The 20,543-nt window shown below is 61.7% G+C and carries 19 protein-coding genes; 13 read left to right on the top strand and 6 right to left on the bottom strand.

The features are described from left to right. Nucleotides 1–33 precede the first annotated feature (33 nt). The 5 genes from MLB1_RS19560 (at nt 34) to MLB1_RS19580 (ending at nt 4,656) form a co-directional block, all read left to right on the top strand. Nucleotides 34–1,077 carry a HoxN/HupN/NixA family nickel/cobalt transporter gene (locus tag MLB1_RS19560; RefSeq protein ID WP_219603377.1) on the top strand — a complete coding sequence of 348 codons (1,044 nt, stop codon included), beginning with the start codon at nt 34–36 and terminating at the stop codon, nt 1,075–1,077. A 122-nt stretch (nt 1,078–1,199) separates the two neighbouring features. Continuing rightward, nucleotides 1,200–1,568: a hypothetical protein gene (locus MLB1_RS19565; RefSeq protein WP_180751504.1), complete on the top strand. Its 369-nt coding sequence runs from the start codon at nt 1,200–1,202 to the stop codon at nt 1,566–1,568. A gap of 14 nt (nt 1,569–1,582) precedes the next feature. Further along, entirely contained in the window at nt 1,583–2,119 is a 537-nt protein-coding gene (locus MLB1_RS19570) for a DUF3558 domain-containing protein (RefSeq protein ID WP_180751505.1), read from the top strand. Nucleotides 2,120–2,207: 88 nt separating this feature from the next. After that, nucleotides 2,208–3,584, top strand: coding sequence for a PPE domain-containing protein (locus MLB1_RS19575; RefSeq protein WP_180751506.1), 1,377 nt, complete (start codon nt 2,208–2,210; stop codon nt 3,582–3,584). 13 nt (nt 3,585–3,597) lie between these two features. Next, a complete protein-coding gene (locus MLB1_RS19580) occupies nt 3,598–4,656 on the top strand; it encodes a DUF2235 domain-containing protein (RefSeq protein WP_180751507.1) in 1,059 nt (352 codons plus the stop codon). Here MLB1_RS19580 and MLB1_RS19585 read toward each other — a convergent pair. The 3 genes from MLB1_RS19585 to MLB1_RS19595 form a co-directional block, all read right to left on the bottom strand. Further along, nucleotides 4,646–5,242, bottom strand: a complete 597-nt coding sequence (locus MLB1_RS19585) for an LpqN/LpqT family lipoprotein (RefSeq protein ID WP_180751608.1) — start codon at nt 5,240–5,242, stop codon at nt 4,646–4,648. The two genes, MLB1_RS19580 and MLB1_RS19585, sit on opposite strands and share 11 nt — an antisense overlap. A gap of 364 nt (nt 5,243–5,606) precedes the next feature. Further along, the gene (locus MLB1_RS19590; protein ID WP_180751508.1) at nt 5,607–6,881 is read right to left on the bottom strand and encodes a hypothetical protein; all 1,275 of its coding nucleotides are present in this window, start codon (nt 6,879–6,881) and stop codon (nt 5,607–5,609) included. Beyond that, the gene (locus MLB1_RS19595) at nt 6,881–7,609 is read right to left on the bottom strand and encodes an MspA family porin (protein ID WP_180751509.1); all 729 of its coding nucleotides are present in this window, start codon (nt 7,607–7,609) and stop codon (nt 6,881–6,883) included. Before MLB1_RS19595 ends, MLB1_RS19590 begins: the two co-directional genes overlap by 1 nt. Before the next feature lie 710 nt (nt 7,610–8,319). Here MLB1_RS19595 and MLB1_RS19600 point away from each other — a divergent pair. From MLB1_RS19600 to MLB1_RS19625, 6 genes are all read left to right on the top strand, one after another. Next, nucleotides 8,320–8,673, top strand: a complete 354-nt coding sequence (locus MLB1_RS19600) for a DUF6319 family protein (protein ID WP_219603379.1) — start codon at nt 8,320–8,322, stop codon at nt 8,671–8,673. A gap of 272 nt (nt 8,674–8,945) precedes the next feature. Then, nucleotides 8,946–9,191, top strand: a complete 246-nt coding sequence (locus MLB1_RS19605) for a helix-turn-helix domain-containing protein (protein WP_219603321.1) — start codon at nt 8,946–8,948, stop codon at nt 9,189–9,191. 290 nt (nt 9,192–9,481) lie between these two features. Then, nucleotides 9,482–11,527, top strand: a complete 2,046-nt coding sequence (locus MLB1_RS19610) for an ADP-ribosyltransferase (RefSeq protein ID WP_255486026.1) — start codon at nt 9,482–9,484, stop codon at nt 11,525–11,527. A gap of 12 nt (nt 11,528–11,539) precedes the next feature. After that, on the top strand, nt 11,540–11,950 hold the full coding sequence (locus MLB1_RS19615) for a hypothetical protein (protein ID WP_180751511.1): 411 nt from the start codon (nt 11,540–11,542) through the stop codon (nt 11,948–11,950). Between the two features lie 673 nt (nt 11,951–12,623). Then, a complete protein-coding gene (locus MLB1_RS19620) occupies nt 12,624–13,076 on the top strand; it encodes a hypothetical protein (RefSeq protein WP_180751512.1) in 453 nt (150 codons plus the stop codon). A 1,508-nt stretch (nt 13,077–14,584) separates the two neighbouring features. After that, nucleotides 14,585–15,238 carry a hypothetical protein gene (locus MLB1_RS19625; RefSeq protein ID WP_180751513.1) on the top strand — a complete coding sequence of 218 codons (654 nt, stop codon included), beginning with the start codon at nt 14,585–14,587 and terminating at the stop codon, nt 15,236–15,238. Between the two features lie 175 nt (nt 15,239–15,413). Here MLB1_RS19625 and MLB1_RS19630 read toward each other — a convergent pair whose 3' ends face one another. The 3 genes from MLB1_RS19630 to MLB1_RS19640 form a co-directional block, all read right to left on the bottom strand. Next, on the bottom strand, nt 15,414–15,755 hold the full coding sequence (locus tag MLB1_RS19630; protein WP_371750656.1) for a hypothetical protein: 342 nt from the start codon (nt 15,753–15,755) through the stop codon (nt 15,414–15,416). A gap of 94 nt (nt 15,756–15,849) precedes the next feature. Continuing rightward, nucleotides 15,850–16,176: a hypothetical protein gene (locus MLB1_RS19635; protein WP_180751515.1), complete on the bottom strand. Its 327-nt coding sequence runs from the start codon at nt 16,174–16,176 to the stop codon at nt 15,850–15,852. Nucleotides 16,177–16,209: 33 nt separating this feature from the next. Beyond that, the gene (locus MLB1_RS19640; protein ID WP_180751516.1) at nt 16,210–19,314 is read right to left on the bottom strand and encodes an N-6 DNA methylase; all 3,105 of its coding nucleotides are present in this window, start codon (nt 19,312–19,314) and stop codon (nt 16,210–16,212) included. Between the two features lie 40 nt (nt 19,315–19,354). Between MLB1_RS19640 and MLB1_RS24160 the strand changes: the two genes are divergently transcribed. Both MLB1_RS24160 and MLB1_RS19645 read left to right on the top strand, forming a co-directional pair. Next, complete coding sequence (locus MLB1_RS24160) at nt 19,355–19,483, top strand: hypothetical protein (protein ID WP_255486027.1); 129 nt, start codon at nt 19,355–19,357, stop codon at nt 19,481–19,483. A 186-nt stretch (nt 19,484–19,669) separates the two neighbouring features. After that, nucleotides 19,670–20,422 (top strand): restriction endonuclease, encoded by a 753-nt coding sequence (locus MLB1_RS19645; RefSeq protein ID WP_371750657.1) that lies wholly within the window; start codon nt 19,670–19,672, stop codon nt 20,420–20,422. The last annotated feature ends 121 nt before the right edge of the window (nt 20,423–20,543 follow it).

Consider the following 20,543-nt stretch of genomic DNA (forward strand, 5'->3'; position numbering starts at 1 on the left):
CCAAACGTGCCGATACTCACCGCCTGGCGTCGCCTGGATGAAGGTCAAAAGCGCAGCGTTATCGGAATGAGCGTCGCGGTGGGCGCCCTACATGTCCTCGGTTGGGGCATGCTGCTCCTCCTGGTGGCTCCCGGGCATTTCACGGTGCAGGGCAGCGTCTTCGGTGTCGGGCTGGGTGTCACGGCATACACACTGGGCATGCGGCATGCCTTCGACGCCGATCACATCGCGGCCATCGACAACACCACCCGCAAGTTGGTGGCCGATGGACGGCGCCCGATGTCGGTGGGTTTCTGGTTCTCGCTGGGACATTCGTCGATCGTGTTCATCATGGTCGGACTGCTCGCGCTCGGCGTTAAGGCGTTGGCGGCCAATGTTTCCGACGAACACTCGTCACTGCAGCAGTGGACTGGCGTGTTCGGGACGGCGGTATCGGGAACGTTCCTGTTGCTCATCGGCTTGCTCAATCTGGTGTCGCTGATCGGTATCTACCGGATTGCCCAGCGGATGCGTGGCGGCGAGGTCGACGAGGCCGCGCTGGAGCGCGAGCTGGCCAATCGCGGTGGGCTGAACCGGCTTTTCGGGCGGTTGATGACGGCGATCCGCAAGCCGTGGCAGATGTACCCGGTGGGTCTGCTGTTCGGGCTGGGCTTCGATACGGTGACCGAGGTGTCGCTACTGGTGATCGCCAGCGGTGCCGCGGTGACGGGGCTGCCCTGGTACGCGATTCTGGTGCTGCCCATCCTGTTTAGCGCCGGGATGTCGCTGTTCGATTCGCTCGACGGGTCGCTGATGAATTTCGCCTACGACTGGGCATTTCAGCAGCCCGCTCGCAAGATCTACTACAACCTGGTAGTCACCGGGCTGTCGGTGGCGGTGGCGATGCTGATTGGTGCGCAGGAGATCATTTCGATCCTCACCGAGAAGCTGGACATCACGACGGGGCCGCTGGCGGCGGTGGGCGGGCTCGATCTGGCCGCGATGGGTTACGTGATCGTTGCGCTGTTCATCGTGACGTGGGCCGCGGCGGCGCTTGGCTGGCGGTACACCGGAGTGCGCAGACGCTGGGGCGGGTAGGCGGCGCATTAGTCGGGCGAAACTTCATCGAAATTCGATGGAACCGATTCGGGCCGTCCGACGTCTTATACACATACGATGAATCTGACCTGGCCAAACCGGCCATGACCTGAGGGGGATCTATGTCGTTGGAAAACCTCAAACAGAACGCCAAGGACGGTCGGCTCGTCCTACACCTAGAAGACGGCGCGATCGATGCGATCATCGCCGCGTGCGGCGACTATGTCCAGGCGCTCGACGATCTTCGCCGAGACGCACAGGACTTGTCCGGATATCCCCTAGGGTTCGCAGAGGCAAGACTCAGCTCGGGTGCCGCACTTGCACAGGCTTTTCAACAGAAGGCCTCTGGCAGCCTGACGAGCGCTGACAACACGTTCAAGTCACACATCGACCAAGTCGAAGAGATGAAGACCCTGTTCGCCGCCCTCCGCAAGGGCTACAAGGCGACAGACGCGAACAACGCGAACAATTTTGGGCAGCAGGGCCGCTAGCAGGATCAACCAGAGTGTCTCGCGTCGCGTTCTTGGCATCACTCGTTCTGGTAATCGCGGGATGTTCCAGTCCCGTCACCGGGACTGCCGTGACATCACAACTCCCGACCAACTCCAAAGGCCGTGTCCACATCACTTTTGACCCGTGTAAGGAAATTCCCGAGAGCACCGTCGAGCAACTGCAGCTGGACAGGAAACCACCACGTCCCGACACCCAGACTGACGGGGACATCGAGACTGTGTTCTGCAAGTACTATTCGCGCACTCGATATCTACTTACTATTGCAGCCTCGAACTACACGCTGGACATGCTCAAGAAAGCCAATAATCAGTGGGGATACCAGGATCTGGAAGTCGGTGGCCGACAGGCACTCTTCGCCTATCGAGGGACACCACCGGACAAAGACTCCTGCGTTATCAACGTCGCAGCAACTTCCGGCGTGTATGGAGTTGCCGTAAGTACGTCACATGAGGACTTCACACCGTACCCAGACTGCATCACAGCAGTTCGCACGAATATCGACGCGCTTCTCCCCTACTTCCCGCTTTGATATCTCCGAAAAAAGATGGAACCGAATTGCCGTGTACGACGTCTGAACCTAAAGAGCTAGTTGCACGCCACGACATGAAGGAGCGGCCATGACTGGAGAAGAAGACGGCTGGACCAGGGGAAACCGCGAACGCGAGGTCGTCTATGCGAGGCAGCGTCAGCGCGGCTCGAACATCGACGGCGGAACCGAGTCCGTCAACGTCCCGACCGAAGGCTTCGACAGCTGGTCCCATAAGCAGATCAAAGCGGCTTCTGACGCCTTCGAACCTGGAAAGGCAATCGAGGCGTCCAAGGACTGGGAGAAGCTGGCCACCGGATTCAGCAAGGCATTAGACGACTTCAAGCACACCTTTGATGCCGCGGTAGGTGCCCAGTGGACCGGCGAGGGCGCTGAGGCCGCTAAGCAGGGCATCTCGGACTACAAGAGCCACGCCGAACAAGTCAGCGACGGCCTCTCACTCATGGCTACCAAGCCTCAAGAAGTCGAGACGGCGATGACACAGATCAAGAGCCTCATGCCCGACCCCGTAGAGGTGCAACCACTGACGACGGGGGCGTCACGAGCTCAGGTGGAGCAGCATTTCGCCGATCAAGCGCTCGGCCAGCAGAAGCAAGACGAGGCCCGCATGATCATGCGGAACGTCTGGTCCCCCGTTTCGCAGCAGGCCGCATCCGGGCTCCCGACCCTCCCGGCGGCCCCGCAATTCGGCGATGCTTCGGCGGTAAACGCAATCACCAAAGCCGCGTCGGACTGGGGCGGCGGCAAAGACATCAAGCCCGACACGGTCAAGCCCATCGACGAAGCCTCGGTGCGTGCGGCGGCCGCAGCAGCCCTGGCGGACCCGATGCAGTCATCAAGCGGTGGCGGGTCTGGTGCGGCCGGTGCCGCGGCGGCCGCCGCGGGTGCGGCAGGTGGTGCTTCCGGAGCAGGCGGTGGTGGACCTGCGGCAGCCGCAGCCTCAGCAGCTGGCGCGGCCGGCGGTGCCGGAACCAGGCCAACGTCGGGTGGCGGCACCACCGCGACCGGTCCAAATACGGGCTCAGTCCCGGGCACCTACGGCATCGGCCGGTGGGGCAAGCCGACCACCAACAAAGACGAAAACAAGGACAAGGACAAGGAGTCCGACTTCAGTCCCCTCGCCGCCGGACCGATCATCGCCGGTTCCTACACCGCGGGTGCAGGCATGGGACTTGCGGCCGCGCCGTCTCCGATGCAGGGCATGGGCATCGCCCAGCCGCCGACCATGATGACTCCGGGTGCCGCGGGCGCACACCAACACCAGGAAGACGAAGATCAGCACTTCACCCCCGAATTCCTGGTGAGTATCGACAACGGCAACGAACTCGTCGGCCCGCTGCCCAAGGTGTCCCCCGCCGTTATTGGCGTGTGGAACGAGGAGCATGTGGCCTACCAGAATCCACATCCCTCGGTGTACGACCCCAAGCCATACGACGGCGACGACTAAAAACAGACCGACGATGGGCAAGAACATCGTCATCTGTTTCGACGGCACGGGTAATCAAATCCGTGCCTCGGGAAACACGAACGTGGTCCGCGGCTACGACATGCTGGTCCACGATCTGACCGACCGCCAGATCTCGTACTACGACCCGGGCGTCGGCACCGATCCCGCCATCGGCACCTATGCCCCAGTCAGCCAATTCGTCTCTCGCATCCTAGGTATCGCGTTCGGGATCGGATTGCGGGCCAAGCTGGCGCAGGCCTACACATATCTGATCGAACGATGGCAACCCGGAGATCACATCTTCATCTTCGGGTTCAGTCGAGGCGCGCTCTGCGCGAGAGGCCTTGCCGGGCTTCTCAACTCGGTGGGCATGCTGCGCCCCGGTTCTGCAAACCTGGTGCCGTACGCCATCAGCCTGTACGCACAGTCGTGCGCGCGCTGGTCCCCCGATCGATGGGACCAGCTGCATTCGTTCACACGCACCCTGGCGCGCCGCCAAGACGGCAAGGTCGCCATCCCCATCGCGTATCTCGGCCTGTGGGATACGGTGAGTGCGCCCGGCATCTTCAAACGAAGCATGCAATGGCCTTATGCGCCAAGTGTTCCCAACGCCTCGGCCGGACGGCACGCGGTGTCGATCGACGAGAAGCGCCGACCGTATCGTGAGTACCTCATCAAACCGCTTGGCGATCAACGACTCGTTGACGAGGCATGGTTCGCCGGTATCCACTCGGATATCGGTGGCGACTACCCCGACGACGACAGACTCTCCGATATCGCACTCAAATGGGTCATCGAAGGCGCCGCCGAACATGGCTTGGTGCTCAACACCGAGAAGTATCAACGGTATTGCTCGGTGGAACCCACCTATGCGATGGGTGAGATTCACCGGGTCAGCTGGCTCTGGATACTCCTGACATTCCGTCGTCGCCGCATCCCCGACGGCGCCTGGATTCACGCCAGCGTCGCCGACCGCATGGCGGAGGATGAGAGCTACCGTCCCCGGCTACCGGAGCACACCACCGTTATCGATGCCCAATGGGCTTCTCCGGAAACAGATATCAGGATATAGCGGGCGGACTGACCTGTAGCCCCGAGAGGATCGTCTCGCGGCCGGTGTCAAATCCACGCACGGTGTCGTCCAACGCCTGTACCGACACTCCGATGGTGAAAACCTTGCTGCCGTTCTTGACCGCCACAAGGGTCGTGGTCACCCGGTGCGATGGGATGGGCCCAAGCCCCATGTTATAAGTCAAAGTCTTCGAGGGATACCCGCAGATAGTGCCCGCGGCTTCAACGAGATCCGTGACACCGAACGACTCCAACCCACTACGCTCGGCGGCGAAGGCGGCGTCCTCATTGGAAGCCTTGCCGGTGAGGTTCGCGATGGCCACCGTCGCATTTGGCACAAACCCGTTGGACTGAAGATTCGTGGCCGCCAGGTAGATACGCACCACTCCGCTCTCGAAGCGCTTGACCCGTTCCCACCCCGCAGGCTGCGGAACCTCTACCCGCGGCTCGGAGTCGTTGTCCAGCGGCACTTCCATGAGCGGCACCGTCACCGAATTGCATTTCGGGTTGGTAAGCCGCTTGCCCTCCTCGCCGGGAGTGGCGATCGCGTCACCGTCGACGACGGCCGAGCACCCCGAAGCCAGCATCGTTGCAGCGCACATCGCGGCCAGCATCCATCGAGTCGCCCGAATCATTGGATCAGCGTAACGGTCTCTATGCACCTGGAGCCGTTTCTGGACGACAGCCGATTCGGTGCGTCCGATGCCGCTGTGCAACGTCGTGATCTGTCATCGATAGGTCTCTATTTTCTAGTCGTTTCAGCGGTGCGTCAGCCGCCGCGCGGGCAACCCGAACACACCAATCCCGGAGGGAGCGCTGGCGTTCAGATGCCAACCCAGCCATCGCCACAACACCGATCGCCACAGCAGCCAGCTGTAGTCACAAACTCGCGGGTATACGCGTCCTACGCGACTTCATCCGGAGTCATAGCGATCCCCTCTTTGCTACCGGTCAACTGCAATAACGGTTGTTGTTGGATGGCAAGAACCGGGTATTGGTGCCGGGACCGACCGGCTGGCAGAGCCACCCACCCAACAGGTTCGCCTTGGACCAGACCGAGTGTCCGTTCGCCACATTCAGGCACGCGTCATACTCGGGACCTGTCTGCCCAAAGGTGGCGGTGCACTGCGCCGACATGTTGGCGAACGCCTGGTTATTGCACACATCCACCGACATCTGCGCCGGCGTGACATCTAGGCACATGGCCTGCCGCTGGCACGAACTCCAGAAATCGGTCGATCGTCCATCCTCCGAACGGAATTCGTTCGGTCCGGACAGGCACCGGTCAGCATGCCGCTGGCCGTACAGGACCGGATCGACGCTCGCGGGCCGGTAGGAGCCGCCCGGGTCCACCACGTAATCGCCTGGTGCACCAATGATTTGAGCAGCCTTCTTCGCTTCGGGCGGCCCACCACCTTCCGGCAGCCCCTCCCAGTCGGTGGCGAGCTGCCCGCTCGCCGGAATCGACGAGGCCCGGTACGACAGGGTGATCGTGATCGGGAACGCGAAGATATCCGCAGGTCCGAGATCCAGTGCCAGGTTGGACTGTTGGTACATGTAATCGCCGTGGATCACCGGCGTCACCTGCACCGGATTGCCCTTTGCATCGCGCGCGACCGGCACCGAAAGCGTGGCGATGGTCGTTGCGGGCAGTCCCGGCGCGGCGTCGGACTCGACCAACACCACGTTCGCGCCCTGGCGCACGTGGGTCCCCTCGGGAACCCGCAGGCCAAAGGTGAAGTTCTCCGGCGTGAAAATGGTGCGCCGGATGATGTTCACATCGGCTCCGCCACCAGCGAACGGGGAGATCCGGTAGTCGGTGTCACGCGAGGTAAAGGTCGCGGACCCACCGTCGCCCCATTGCGCTGGCGTCAGCTCACGCTCCTGCGGCAGGTGCAGCACGACATCCTTACCGGCGATGGCCGTCGGCAAATGGGTGCCATCGGTGGGCGAGGGCGAGATCGTGGCATTGGAGCGCTCGCGGCCCGCCGCCAACGGCCGTCCCGTCCCGGGTCCCATTCCCAACGGCGTGTTCGTCTTGACCTGAGCCCCACCGATCGGAGCGATCCGTGGCAGATCATCGGGCTGAGCCACCGGATACGGAATCGGCTTCGGAGGCGGCGGCTGAATCGGGTCCGCCAAAGCCCTTGGCGCAGCACCCATCACGATCGAAAACAGGAACGCCAGCGCGGCCATCAGCGCGGCACCGCGAGTGCGGGTAGTCATCACAGATCCTTGGGTTCGCCGTAGATGGTCTGGGTGTCGTTGCCGTTCTCGGTGCGGATCCGGAATGTCGCGAAGGACTGGATCTTCACCTGGCCACCGCAGCCGTCGGCCTCGACGTTCTGGTTGCGCACCTGCGAGACCGCACGCATGTTCCGGAAGTTGATGCGGTCCATCGGCAGCTGAGCCAAACCACCCGGCTTGAGCAGGACACGCATGTAGCCGCCGATGTGCTCCTGGGCGCCGAGCGAGCCACCACCGGACACACCGCCGAAGCCACCGCCGCCACCACCGCTCTGACTGCCCTGGCCGTAACCGCCGCCATAGCCCTGCCCGAACACCTGCTGGCTCAGCGTTAGACCGAGGTCACCGCCCAACTCCACCCCCGACGAGGAGTCGGTGCGGCAACCTACGAAATACCCCGTCTCGAGCTGCGCATCCTGGATCACAGCACCGCCATTGCCGGTGATCGTGGCCTCGGCGCGGTAGGACACCCGCGCCTGCCAGGAGTTGCTCGCACCCGCGATGTTGTCGATGTGATCGATGACCTCGTTGGTCAACGTCAAGCCAACCGTCCAGCCATCGTCTGTCACGAACTGCTGGTACTGGTCCGGCATCCCCTGCGGATCAGCGGCGGCGCCAGACGCGCCGATCAAGATCCCTGTCGCAACTGCCATTGATGTTGCGACGGCAGTGACACAGCTTCGACGCGCCAGATCTGGCAACTTCATGAAACTGAACCCCTCCGTGTTTCGTCCTGCCCCATGTGGGCCGGACCCCCGTTCGAATCCCCTCGCCATAGATAATGTTGCAAGTTGTATTTTCCTGCGAAAACACATCACATGGCAATGCTGGAGAATCTAAGGCCGAGACACTCTCTTGTCAACACCGAGACCGTGTCGTCATAGTTTGCGCCTTCAAGATCGCGAACTTTGCCGAGGTGACTGCAGTTCAGAGCAAAAGGACGCCAGCATAGCTACAGGAAACGTTCCTGGCGCGATACCGACCAGCACAGGGAGCGACATCCGACAACACACCAGAGGACTTGGTCGCACACAGATGCCACATCTGCGGAAATGTCGCTGACGATGATCGACAAACGGGCGAGGGGCAGCATCCGGCACCAAAACGGAAGGTTGCTGACGGGCAACGCCGAGACGTTTGCCTGCTAACTAGTGCTGACGGGGCGGGCGCGGGACGGTTCGACTGAACCCAGCCACCCCAGAGTGATTGCCGGCGATGAGTTGGTGCGCGAGGCAAGTTGTCCCAGGGTATCGAACATGTGTTCTAATGATTCTTACGGCCCGCCCCTGCGCGCGAACTTCAGAAGGAGCTCACTGTGACGATGACTGTAGACACTCTGGCGGCAGAAGTGTTGCACACCGACCTCGACACTTCCGACGTCCCGATCAGTCCTGTCGACATCACCTCACCTGGGGATATGCCAGCACCCGACGCGTCGGCCTCTGAAACTTCCGCCGAGGAGAAACCGACGAAGGCGACGGCCAAAAAGGCGACAGGCAAGCGGACCAAGACTCTCGAACTGACCCTCACTGTCACCGGTACCGCCGACGGCGAATGGCACGCCGAGCTCAAGCAGGGCAGCACCTATCTGGCCCGCAACCTCGCCGTCGCGGCCGCCGCCGTCTCCCGCGCGGCCAAGGAACTGCACGAGGATCTCTCCACCCCGATCGACGCGGTAATCGAGGAAGCACGCTCCCAGCAGGCCGCCCGGGTCGCCACACTCGAAGCCGAACTCGAAGCCGCCCGCAAGGTCCTCGCCGACTTGGACTGAGATCCTTGAACCAAACCCCGGTCATTGCCGACGAATGAAAGCTATCCGGCTACAACTATTTGACGCCTAGTCCAGCATCGGCCGATTTGGATTGTTCTACAACGTCTTTAGGCCACTCTTGATCAGGCGAAAGCGTCTCAGGCCAGTGCGTGGTAGGCGACGCGTGCCGGGCCGATCACGCTCCGATTCGCCGCATTAGAGAACCTTCAGCTGCGCATCGCGCCGCGGTCGATCCATGAGGTGCAAGCGCTGGCGCATGGGCACGGCCCAGAATGAAAATACGTGGGGCTCAACGCACCGAGGAACGCGCGGCGTTGAAAGCGGCCCGTGAGGGCGGTACCCGCATCCGCGCCGCGGCTGTTGCCGATGGCTACTCCTACGGGTACGTCCACGATGCACTCATCGAGACAGGTACACAGCTGCGCGGGCGCGGTGGACCGAACAAACCCAACCAGGTTCCATTCCCACCCGAGACGACCGATCGGCGCCGGGGCTCGCGTGCGGTGTCAGATCAGTAGCTAAGCCAGCATTCCTGCCGTGCTCTCGATTCGGCGTTGACGCCGCGGTCGCGATATTGCCAGGTGGATACAGGTTACTCATCAATTCAGCGTCACCACTCGGTCGGTCAGTTCGATTCAGCAAACACCGCCATTACTCAGTTCTCTGGACATAACCTGGGACGGTCTGTCATGATCCTGGCAGCAGCTGCATGCACGGGTCGCATGCAGCAAGGATTTTGGAGGGGAATCTACACGTGGTTACGAGCGATCGTTGGCGCATGTCGCCAGGTTTGCGCAGGGTATCGGCGATGGTGGCCATCACGACGCTCGTCATCGGCGGAGCGAAGATCGCCAGCGACCACACGATGCCCGGCACAGGTTTTTCGACCGTCCAGACCGCTGCCGCGGACCCAACCGGACCCACAGGTGGCCCCGGCGATGGCGGTATGAACGGCGGGCAATTCCAACCCCCCGGTTTACCACCGCAGCAACCCGAGTACCGGGGCGGCAACAACCTCCCCCCGTTGGACCAGAACTCAGGGATCTCAATTTACAACTCCGGCGCCCCGCAAGCCGGGCAACAACCCGGAGGCCAGCAAGGCGGCCAGCCTCAACAAGGCGCGCAGCAACCCCAGCACGGCACCCAGATCCCCGACTACTCCACCGCACCCGGATACACCCAGGGACCCGGTCGGTCTAACCCTGATTATCAAGGGCCACAACAAAACTCGCCACAGCCGCAGCAACCAAGTCAGCAGCAACCCACACAGCCAACCCACACAGAACGGCCGACGCAGACTCCCACGCACAGTCAACAGCCGACGCAGTCGCCGACACAGACGTCAAGCCCGAACCGGGAAGACAAGCAAGAACAAGAGCGAGATTGCCAATACATCTCGGGCATGTCGTCGGCAGTTGACGGGAAGATCACCTACTCTGCACCGGCCGAGATCGCCCAAAAGGTGGCCAACGCGGCCAAGAAATGGAACGACCTAGGCGGCATTCAGATTGTCCCGGCGAGTTCCAATTCCTCGAACAAGTCAAGCGACCACCAACACGACAATGACAACCGCTCGGGGCAGGAGTCGCAAGACGATGCCGACTCGCCGGTCACACTCAATATCTCGGTCATCGACGACCCTAACGTGGGGTGGGGTGGCCGTCACACCAGTCGTGATGACGATTCCCCTGCCGAAATCCTGATCAACCTGGCCCGCATGAAAGACGCCGGACCCGGCGGTATGGAATCTGTGCTCGGCCATGAACTCGGGCATGACCTAGGTCTTTCCGATAGCGTGCCCGGACAGCTCATGGCCCCTTCCGGACCGCTGCCAGACGGCCCCCAAGCCCTCGACGCACAAATGCTCCAGCAAATAAGCACTCAAGGCGCAACTCAACAATGTGCCGCGCAGAATATGGCGAAAGCGTTACAAGAATTCTGGTGCCCATTCGGAACAAATGACAATGGTAGCTGCATTGGTGCGGGAGTTGCCCGGCAGTCCTGGGACTTTGTTAGCAGCTCCGGTCAAATGGTAGGCGGGGATGTCAAGGAGCTGTGGGAAGCGCTCCAGATGTTCTATCGGGCGATAGGCAACACCGACGACGGGATATCCCGCACGGCTCTGAGGCAGGCCTTAGGTCCGCTGGTAGGCCTGGGACCTAACGGAAGCCCAAGCATTGGGGATGCCTGGTTGCAACTGCTGCATGAGTCCGGTAACCAGCTCATTGGATGGGACGACTGGTTCGCCGGAAACTACAAGAAGGCCGCCGAACGAGTCGTAGCGACAGCATTCGAACTCGCCATCACTATGGGTGCACCTGGCGCAGCCGCCAAACTCCTTAAGTGGGTAGGTGGCGCCGTGCGCAAAGTTGCCGATGTTTTGCGCGCAGTACGTGGTATCGGGCTGACTGCTAAGGAGGTCGAAGCGCTCGCCAAGTACACAGGCGATGACTTCTTTAAGGCACTCAATAGCGCGCTCCGTGATGGCCAAAGTTTGACAACTGGGCAACAAGAACTCGCAACAAATCTCAGCGCAGCTTTGGCGAAAATGCCAAATTATATAGGAACCGTAGTTCGTGGATTCTCACACGATCCAGGCGAGATACTTGCAAAATACAAGCCTGGGCAGATCGTGGCAGAAAATGCCTTCACAAGTACCGACATGATAAAGCCATTGCCGGGAAATATTGTAATGACAATAACGTCACAGACTGGAAAACATATTGCCGAGTATTCTGCCTATCAAGGAATCGAAAGCGAAGTGCTGTTTACTCAGGGCACAAAATTCATGGTCGATGCCATCCAGCAGGTCGGGAAAGACGGCGTAAATATCGTGATGCACGAGGTACCGTAGATGGAGCGAAAGGTGGGTGATCGCATGGAGCCCGGTGACTTAGAACCTGACAAAAGTTCATACACCAGCGATATCACTTGGATGACGGAGGACGATCAGCAGGTCGTCCAAGAGTTGCTGCGACAAGGCCGCGAACACCTGCTTGAACACGAACGCCAGGAGGAGGCAGGAACATTGCCCCCATCAAGGGGACAATATGGGAATCAGAACTGGCCGATCGGCATGTCGCCAGACGGGACGCTGAATGTGACCGGCGACGTACTCGCAAATTGGAAACCCGGCGATAAGCCAATCGACTTAGGTCTCAAGAAGTGGAAAGAAGAATCCGACCAGCAAGAACGCCAACGACAAAAGAAAATCCAACAACAAGTACGCAAAGGGAAGCGGCGTGCATTCCTTCGCAGAATATTCGGCTCGCAATGACAGGCCAGAGCACCTCACCAATAACTAGGAGCACGTTGGCAGCGGCACGGGCGCTGCGTCAAGTTGTGGGCATCACGGGGATTGCGGCCGGGACGATGTTGGTCACCAGTTGCACCCAGGAGCCGGACCCAGTTGTGGCGATAACACAGGTAGTGCACGAGTTTAGTGCCGCAATCAGCAAGAACGACTTTACGGGTGCACGGCTTTTGGCGTGCGGGACGATGGCCGCTGATCTAGCCCATCCCGACGATAAGTTGCGCGACAATCAAGGCCCAGCCGAATTGATGGGTTTGCGTACAGAATTGACAAAAGTCGCGACACCACACCTAGATGGAGATCGAGCGTACGTACCGATTACGGTGAAATACACCGGCACCCTGCCACGCGCAGCGGAACTGACACGTGATTATGTGGTAGATATGCAGAAGGGGGATTCGGGATGGAAAATCTGCTCCTACACGCCAGCAGCACACCCTTAAAAGCGACAACCTTGACACGTTTTCATGGCGTCGTTCAACGGTTCTTACTTGGCGGGGTATGCGTTATTACCCTCGTCTCGTGCGGCAGCGAACCAGCGACAAAAGATCATTCACCCCAGTCCAGCACTGCGTCACAACAATCCTCGGCTTCACCACAGTCTTCTCCCACCGCAGCACCGACACCTTTTGACACCGTGCCGACACTACGTGAAGTAGTGCCCTACTACGCCACCGATATCAAAGACTTGCGGCGCCTTGCCGGGCTGGCGAACGCCGTCTTTGTCGGCACCGTATCTGAACAGTCCGGTGTCATCATCCGGTACGGGCAAGCAAACACCCAGTTCAAGGTCAAAGTCCTGCAAGCGTTGAAAGGCACACCTGCAAGTGATGTCGTCGTTGAGCAGGAAGGTGGCCATAACGATAAAAACAACATCACCTACATCGTCAAGGGCGACACACCGCTCACAGTGGGCAGCACCTATCTGTTCGCCGCAACCTACCGCGGCGACGAACACATCTACAGCATCATCCCCGTCTACGGAGACACCCTGCTCACCGCCGAACAGACCAGCGACCTGCAGGCAGGCAAGACACCCCAACTGCTCGCCGACATGCGTGACGCGGTCGCGCACCAAATACCGTCCTAGCAACACCCCAGCCCGGAGAAAGTAGTCTCTGCTGCTGTGGCTGGGCGACGTGGAATGCGGCGGTGGTCTGACGCCGACCTTGCCGTACTAGGCGACCGCTGACCGCACGCCAAGTCGCCGAACAGTTAGGCCCGGTCGATCTTCGCGGTGGAGCAGGCCCGCTTCGCATACTCCGAGAATGCGCCGGACCCGGTAGCGCAGCGCAAACCGCAGCGGTGGTCCGGTGCCGAACTGGCGGTCGCATTGGACCGCTCGCTGACAATGACCCAAGCCACCAAGCAGTCAGGCCGCACGGTGGGAGCGGAATCACGCTTGGCAATCAGCGCCATGGTGGCATCACCGCGAACCCCGGAGCTGAGAGGTCAATGAGGGCACCTCTGATCGTTGACAGGCCCACGCGGCCGACACGAACGCCAAGAAGTTTGCTACACAACTACACTTTGCTCGTGTAATCTAGATTCGAGCTTGCTCCCTGGTGGCTGCGCTGGCCCATCTATTCGACTCTGCTTTTCAGTGCGTTCGTAGCACTGAGCTGGGATGGCAAGACTTCCACACCCGGGCTGCCAGCATGCGCGGCCGTCTCAACGACGATCGGATTTGTCCTCGCCCTAGTCGACAGGAAGCGCATCGTCCGCGCTCGCGAAATTGTGAAAGACCTATGGCCACAACAACGTTCACAAGCTGTCCGTACCACTCTCGCACCGGCCCAGTCCCCACCGATTCAGTCGTGCTGCACGCAGCTACACAGCTCGCTCAGCCCAATCTCGGCAGAAAGGGTGACCCACTCGGACTCCTGTCCATAGGCATTATTGCGACTGTCACCTCCGACAACCTCAATCGGATCAGCATGCTCGCTTTCCTGTGTTTCGCAGCTATAGGCGGCTATCAAGCAATCAACCCCGCCCTACTCGACGCACGAGCCCAACTACTAGCCCAAGCCACAAAACAGGCCGAGCTCGACCCTGCCTGATGACTACGAGCCACCACCTGGGCGAGCGCCTCGTCCTCAAAGGTGCTGGTTCTGATGTCGGAAATAGACGCGGCGAACAGGCGTCCCGTCCTTGCGTTCACTGTTCTGGTCGAAGCCACATCACCGTGATATTGGTGAAAGACATCTGACCTGCAATTTTTGGTGGGCGCGGAGGGTTTCGAACCCCCGACCGCTGGTGTGTAAAAGCCAAGATCGAGTATTCGCCCAGCTCGCGTAGCTACGCTCATCGCGCTGACCTGGCTTTTTACCTCGTAGCGTTCGGGGTCCGTCGCGGTGAATGGGTCAACGGTGGGTCATCGGATCGATCACCCTCCGTGCTCGGAGCAGAGCGGCGGCCGCCCAGCGCCAGCGTCTCCGCACACCCCCAGCTGATCTCCGCGAGGCGTTCAGCCTCCTCGATCTGGTCGAACGCCACGTCGCCGGCTAATGCGTGTTCGGATCACGCTGCGCTGCTACGGAACTTGATTTCACTCAGTGGACGTCGTGGTGCGCGGCAGGCGTATGACAGGATTCGCGCATGGGTGTGTGGGAGGACTTGCAGCAAACGCCGATCGAAGAGGTTCGTCGCCGGGCGGCGATCATCGACCAGTGGAATGACATCGATTCGGTCGAGGTTCCAGGCGGCACGCGGTATGCGTGGAACGATGGCGGTGGCCAGTCGTCGGGGTGGTTCTTCGCCGACGACGGCAAGGTCCTACTGCTGACCTTCGAACACGAGAGCGCGCTGAACTTCTACGACAGCGACTACGCCGGGCAGGCCGAAATCTTCCGGGGTTTGCCCGACGAGTTGGTGGCACTGGTCGCGAACCAGCCCGAGAGCTACGAGTTCCTCAACCTGACCGAGACGCCCTCCGAGAACACCCTCCCGCACGCCAGCGGTGTCTTCTGGTTCGATGGCACCACCTGGCATATCGCCGCGGGCCTAATCGCCTACTGCGAAAAGAACGGCATCACCCCGTTGACGGACGCCGGTTTCAGCCACGACGTCGGCTTCGACTACGCAGTGGGCGACTGCCTGTTCGGGAAGGAATTCACCCCCGAGGCCGTGATCGCTGAGCAAGTCGCCAACGGCTGGTACGAAGAGGAAGGCGAAAAAGAGGAGGCCCTGATACGTCTCCGTTCTGTCTTCGACGCCCACGACCATCACCTCGGCGGGGGTCGACGTGCGTGACCTGAGCATCGGCGAGGTGACCGAGGCCGCAGCGGAATCTAGGCATAACGCGACAAGCATTGAACGTGAGAATCCGTAAGGGGCAGCAGGTCGCGGTGCGCGCCTGTGCGCATACGCCGACACCCGGGGCGTGGCTGATACCGGAGGCGATGTGCAGCCCCGCCGAACGGCGTAGCTACCGCAGGTCGATCAGCATGACCGGCATCCCCGGAAACAGCCGCTCGAAGAACTCCTTCACGTACCGCTCGCCGTCGGGCTCATCGAGCCGCGACTCCCCAGTGACGGCGCCGTCCCACCAGAACCAGCGCCCACGGTCCTTGAACCCGAATGGATTCGGCAGCTCGACGTCGGTGTAGTCACGGGCGAAGGTGCGCGCGGCCCCCACCGCGAACCACCAGTCGTCGGCGCCACCGAAGGTCGCCGAGCCATCGGTGTCGGCGACCTCGTACAGGCTGCTCGGCAACTCGACTCGGACTGAGCAGGTGCCCGACAAGGGACTCGGCGGAGGCTGACTCACCGGACGATAGTGACCGTATCGGCCCGGCTTGTCGGGGCCGATCTCCATCCGGTTCGGATGGACCACCCCAGGGGTCGCGCTTGGCCATCGCGCCCTACTCATCCTCGTAATCATCGTGCATGCACCACATCTCGGCGTACCCCTCGTCGGCCATCTTCGCGGCGGCCACTCGAACCGCTTCGGCCTCAGGTGAGCCGTCAAGGCCCTCAGCGGCGAGCCTCTGTGAGAGCGACGAGACTCTCTCCATCGCGGTGATCGCCTCGGTCCACTCCGGGCCCAGGAGGTGTTCGCGGATGATAGCGGCGTTGAGCAACCCCTGCATCACCCCGGCGGTACGGGCCACCCGGTGGAGGGTGGCGCGGCGTGCGATGTCGGCAGCCCGCTCCATGCGCTGATCGACGTTAGAATCAGGTGCGGTCATGTTCGCGACGGTACCCGCGGGGTGTGACAGTGGTCAGGCGTTGGAAGGGCCCGATAGCCAGGCAGTCACTGCGGCGTCCAGTTCAGCGGACACACCGTCATCGCAGAGCGCGTTCCGGATGAGCTTGCGGGCCCTCTGGAACCCGGTGTTCTCTGGGATGTCGACCTCCGCAGAAACTGCCTCAGCTCGCCGGCCGAGCTTGACGATGTGCTCGTGATCAGGGTTTGTGGCGTCATACCGGGGTATCGGCAACAGCCACACGTATTTGTCGAAGTGCCGTGCTCCGAAGAGACCCCGAGACTGGTACTGAGCGACTGCCACTGTGACCGCGGGCGCGTTGAGCACCGCGGTTAAGTACACGGCCTCGGACTCGTTCTTCGCCGGCACGAAGTAGAGGGCGTTTTCGACGATGTGATCAGGGTCGTCAGTTCGTACTGCGGCGAGGGTGTTGCCCGACTTCGAATACAGGATGCGGTGCTTCGCTCCTCCAAGCTGTCGGGTGAGTCCATTCATCATGTCCAGACGCTCGGTCAGCGTCATCCCGCTCGTGCGGGTTTGGCCGGTCTTGTGCGCATCCCAGTCACTGTTTGCTGCCTTCCACCATTGCGCCAGGCCGGGGCTCTTGTCGATTTCTGACTGGTCGAGCAGCTTGCCGCCGGCCACCGGTAGTACCGTCTCCAAGACCTCAAGGACTCGGAACGGGCCGATGGACTCGCCGAGCAGCGTTGGGTGTAGGAACTGTTTCTCGACCGAACCGTGCAGATCAGGGCGGTTCTTCCAGGGTGGGTTCTCGAGGGCGCTGCGGCGCGATACCACCGGCTGCTTCCCAGCTGCGTGCCCGAGCCTGCCGCTGCCTCCGGTCCGGGTCACGAAGAACATGTACCGCGGGAAGATTGTTGCTCCGTTGCGGGCCAACGCGTCGTAGGGGGACGCAGCTTTCTCGGTAGTGGTGCGCGCAGAATACGGGGCGATAGCTCTCGTCAGAGCCGGGGCGGTGTCCTCCCACGTGCTGGCTGTGCGACCCGACACCACGTGCTTGGTGTCGGGGCTGCCATGCGGCGGTTCCTTCCCGCCGAAAGGCACCGCGTCGTAGTTGCGATGCACTCCGAAGAGCGACCCCGCGGGGACCGGGAACGGTTGTGGCCGGACATTCTCCAAGTCCCACCATTCTGTGATCTGCCCGCGCTCGTACATTCCCCAGTTGCCTGCGCGGAAGCCTTGGTAAGGCTTGCGATCGAGCACGGCAAGTGGAGTAACGAACCCGAACTTGCTGCCGTCCTTGAGGTACAACTCGCAAGCGCGAACGATGAACAGCGCCACCAGATCCTGCTGCGTCGAGAGGGACTTGCCGTGCCAGAGGTTGCGGCGAGTGCAGAAGGACTGGAACTGGGCCTGCATCGGTCCAGTCATGTGCCGGTAGGACACCCACGGCGGGTTGCCGATCAGCACGTCGACCTTGCGACCGGGCAGGGAGAACCACAGGGGCCGCACCTGGTTGCGGATGAAGAAGCTCCAGATGTGGTTGCGCCCTTCGGCGTTGAGATCGCACAGCAACTTAAAGGTCTCGGTGAGGATCTTGCCGTCCTCAGAAGTCGGACTGATCGAGAACTGGTTCAGCACCGACACCGCTGACGGTCGCTTCATCTTCTTGTCGGTCACGGTCTGTGCGAGGTCCGTCAGCGCAGTAGTGAGCCGGTCGAACGTGCCGGGGTCGTCGATGCTCGAGAGCGGGAATATCAGCGTCTGCTCGATGTCGATGAGCGTCGGTTCGGCGGCCGTGGCAGTGTTCGCGAGGTCTTGGGCGTCCACGGGGATCTTGATCGTGTCCGCGGCTGCCGAGGCATCGGAGGCCCACTGCACTGCGTCGCCGAGGTAGATCGGCACGGTGATCGGGTCGCGCGGCCCGGCCAGGCGAGGCCCGAGCGCCATCAGGTAGGTAGTGCGGGCCAAGGCGACCGACACTGGATGGATGTCGAGACCGAACACATGGGACTGCACCCCGTTGATCGCCTGGATCGGGCTATGGCCGGCCGCGTCCGCCGCGGCGAGGTACCGCCGAACCGCGTGGAACAGAAACGTCCCGCTGCCGCAAGCGGCGTCGAGCACCCTCTTGTCCAGGACATCGTCACCCATAGTGCGTTCGATGACAGCTTCGGCGAGCCAGTCCGGCGTGTAGTACTCGCCGAGAGTCTTGCGCGTGGCGGCGTTTACGACCGACTCGTACAGGTGCTTGAGCACGTCGTGCTCGGCCTTATCCCAATCGAACACCGCGACACGGCGAATGAGCTGGCGGATGAACTTCCTGCCGTCCGCGTGCTGCAGGAGCCAGTCGAAGAACCCGGGCTCGACAGCGTTGTGGATGTCATGCTCGGTGAACTTGTCACCCGCCAACATCGCTGCGGGGTCGGCCATCATGTCCTGCTCAGTGAAGCCCATGATGGCGTGGGCGATCACCGTCGCCTCGATCACCAACATGGTGTGGTCGATGAAGAGTCGCCCTTGTGTGTTGTCGAAACCGGTACCCAGCGCACTGCGGAGCAGCCGCGCCCACAGCGCCCGCTTCAGGGACACGGTGCCGTCGCCTGCCAGCGAGTCGTACAAGCTGGCAAGGTAGGCATGATCCTGCGCGTACGCGGGTGAGTCCACGCCGAGACGGTCTTCGATCGTGCTCGGCGTTGGGGTAAGCCCGTGATCGGTCGCCAGCACCGAACCGAGCCACGCCACAAGGCGCTCCGTGTCGTCGATGGTGCTAACAATCAGCTCCGATCGCACTGCGAGTTCACCAGTGGCGGGGTCAAGTTCGTACAGCGCCCAAATGCGGCCGTCGGTGAGGATGCCGTTATAACGGCCGCCAGTGAGCGTGATCCGGTTTTCGATGTAGCCGGAAAGCTGAGGTTCGGCAGCGCGACGCACGACGGGGGTGAGGTCCTTCTTGACCTCAATGACGGTGGCACCGGCGAGGATGTCGATCCGGCGGCCGTCCTCGGTGTGCACCTCGAGCTTCGGGCTGTGCTGATCCTCAAGACCGAAGCGCGGCTGCAGCAGCAGCTCCTTGATGTCCGACTGCACGTCCGCCTCGGTGCGCGTGTGATCCTTGGACAGCAAGCGAACCACAACGGCTTCGGACAATTCGGACATATTGGGCAATCTACGGTCCCGGGGCGACAACAGTGGTGTCGTGTCCCCCGGACACGCGGTACCGAGGATTCAGATCAGCGGGGCCGCGGACGATCAGCACGGGGTGGCCTTCCACCAATCGGTGCCGTCGGGTTCCGAATTCCGCCGACCGAAGTCGCTGATGCGATGACGGAGAGGCGACTCCGCGGGGGGGGGGGGTGACAGCGCATGTCGAACAACTGGGCTCGGCACCGGGCATCTAGGTTCAGAGCTGTGATCGATGTGCCCCCGTACCAGGAATTGCTTTGGCCCGCTGTCCAAGCGATGCGCAATCTCGGCGACTCGGGTTCCATCGACGAGATCAACGAGCGCGTCCTTGAGCGGAAGAACTTTCTCCGAGGCGCAACAGGTGGAGCTGCATGGCGACGGACCCGGGACCGAGCTTGCCTACTGGCTCGCGTGGGCGAGGTCGTACCTCAAAGGCATGGGCCTGGCCGAGAACTCCCGACGGGGTGTCTGGAGCCTCACCGCAGGGGGCCGGTCCGTCACTGAGCCGGAGATCGAACCGCTGCGGCAAAAGTACATCGCCGCAGGCCGCAAGCCTCGGAAGCACAAGGCAGCGGACGATGCCCCAGGTCCGAACCTGACCGGTCCTGGGACCGAGGAGTCGTGGCAGGATGAACTTCTCGACGCCTTGATGCAGATGGAACCCGCAGCGTTCGAGCGGCTCGCGCAGCGGTTTCTGCGCGAGGCCGGATTGACCAACACCCGCGTCACGGGGAAGTCCGGCGACGGCGGGATCGACGGAGTCGGTGTGTATCGACTCTCCCTCGTGAGCTTCCCTGTCCACTTTCAGTGCAAGCGGTATCGCGGTTCGGTCGGACCAGGAGCCGTCCGCGACTTCCGCGGCGCGATGATGGGCCGCGGCGACAAAGGCCTGATCATCACGACCGGTACCTTCACGGCGGATGCAAAAGCCGAAGACGACCGGGACGGTGTGCCGCCGCTCGACCTCATCGACGGGGCCAGACTCTGCGAGTTGCTAAAGGAGTTCGAGATGGGCGTCGCCACGCGGATCAGGCAGGTCGAAGACGTGTCGGTCGACGGCTCGTTCTTTGAGGGCATCTAGCTCGGTCCTGTTCTCACTGCGCCAAGTTTCCACTTCGCATGTGCGCACCGCGGAGCAACAGCGCGTGAGCATTTCTCCAACCTGCTTCCGGTGAGAGACCCGGAAGCCGACTAAGTCGATT

Source organism: Mycobacteroides sp. LB1 (genome assembly GCF_013449725.1).
In the GTDB taxonomy this organism is placed as follows: domain Bacteria; phylum Actinomycetota; class Actinomycetes; order Mycobacteriales; family Mycobacteriaceae; genus Mycobacterium.

Coding starts and splice junctions, on each gene's coding strand:
- MLB1_RS19610 (WP_255486026.1), top strand. CDS start 9,482: ATGGTGGCCATCACGACGCTCGTCATCGGCGGAGCGAAGATCGCCAGC.
- MLB1_RS19595 (WP_180751509.1), bottom strand. CDS start 7,609: ATGAAGTTGCCAGATCTGGCGCGTCGAAGCTGTGTCACTGCCGTCGCA.
- MLB1_RS19565 (WP_180751504.1), top strand. CDS start 1,200: ATGTCGTTGGAAAACCTCAAACAGAACGCCAAGGACGGTCGGCTCGTC.
- MLB1_RS19575 (WP_180751506.1), top strand. CDS start 2,208: ATGACTGGAGAAGAAGACGGCTGGACCAGGGGAAACCGCGAACGCGAG.
- MLB1_RS19600 (WP_219603379.1), top strand. CDS start 8,320: ATGCCAGCACCCGACGCGTCGGCCTCTGAAACTTCCGCCGAGGAGAAA.
- MLB1_RS19640 (WP_180751516.1), bottom strand. CDS start 19,314: ATGTCCGAATTGTCCGAAGCCGTTGTGGTTCGCTTGCTGTCCAAGGAT.
- MLB1_RS19585 (WP_180751608.1), bottom strand. CDS start 5,242: ATGCTGGCTTCGGGGTGCTCGGCCGTCGTCGACGGTGACGCGATCGCC.
- MLB1_RS19625 (WP_180751513.1), top strand. CDS start 14,585: ATGGGTGTGTGGGAGGACTTGCAGCAAACGCCGATCGAAGAGGTTCGT.
- MLB1_RS19590 (WP_180751508.1), bottom strand. CDS start 6,881: ATGACTACCCGCACTCGCGGTGCCGCGCTGATGGCCGCGCTGGCGTTC.
- MLB1_RS19605 (WP_219603321.1), top strand. CDS start 8,946: ATGAAAATACGTGGGGCTCAACGCACCGAGGAACGCGCGGCGTTGAAA.
- MLB1_RS19580 (WP_180751507.1), top strand. CDS start 3,598: ATGGGCAAGAACATCGTCATCTGTTTCGACGGCACGGGTAATCAAATC.
- MLB1_RS19635 (WP_180751515.1), bottom strand. CDS start 16,176: ATGACCGCACCTGATTCTAACGTCGATCAGCGCATGGAGCGGGCTGCC.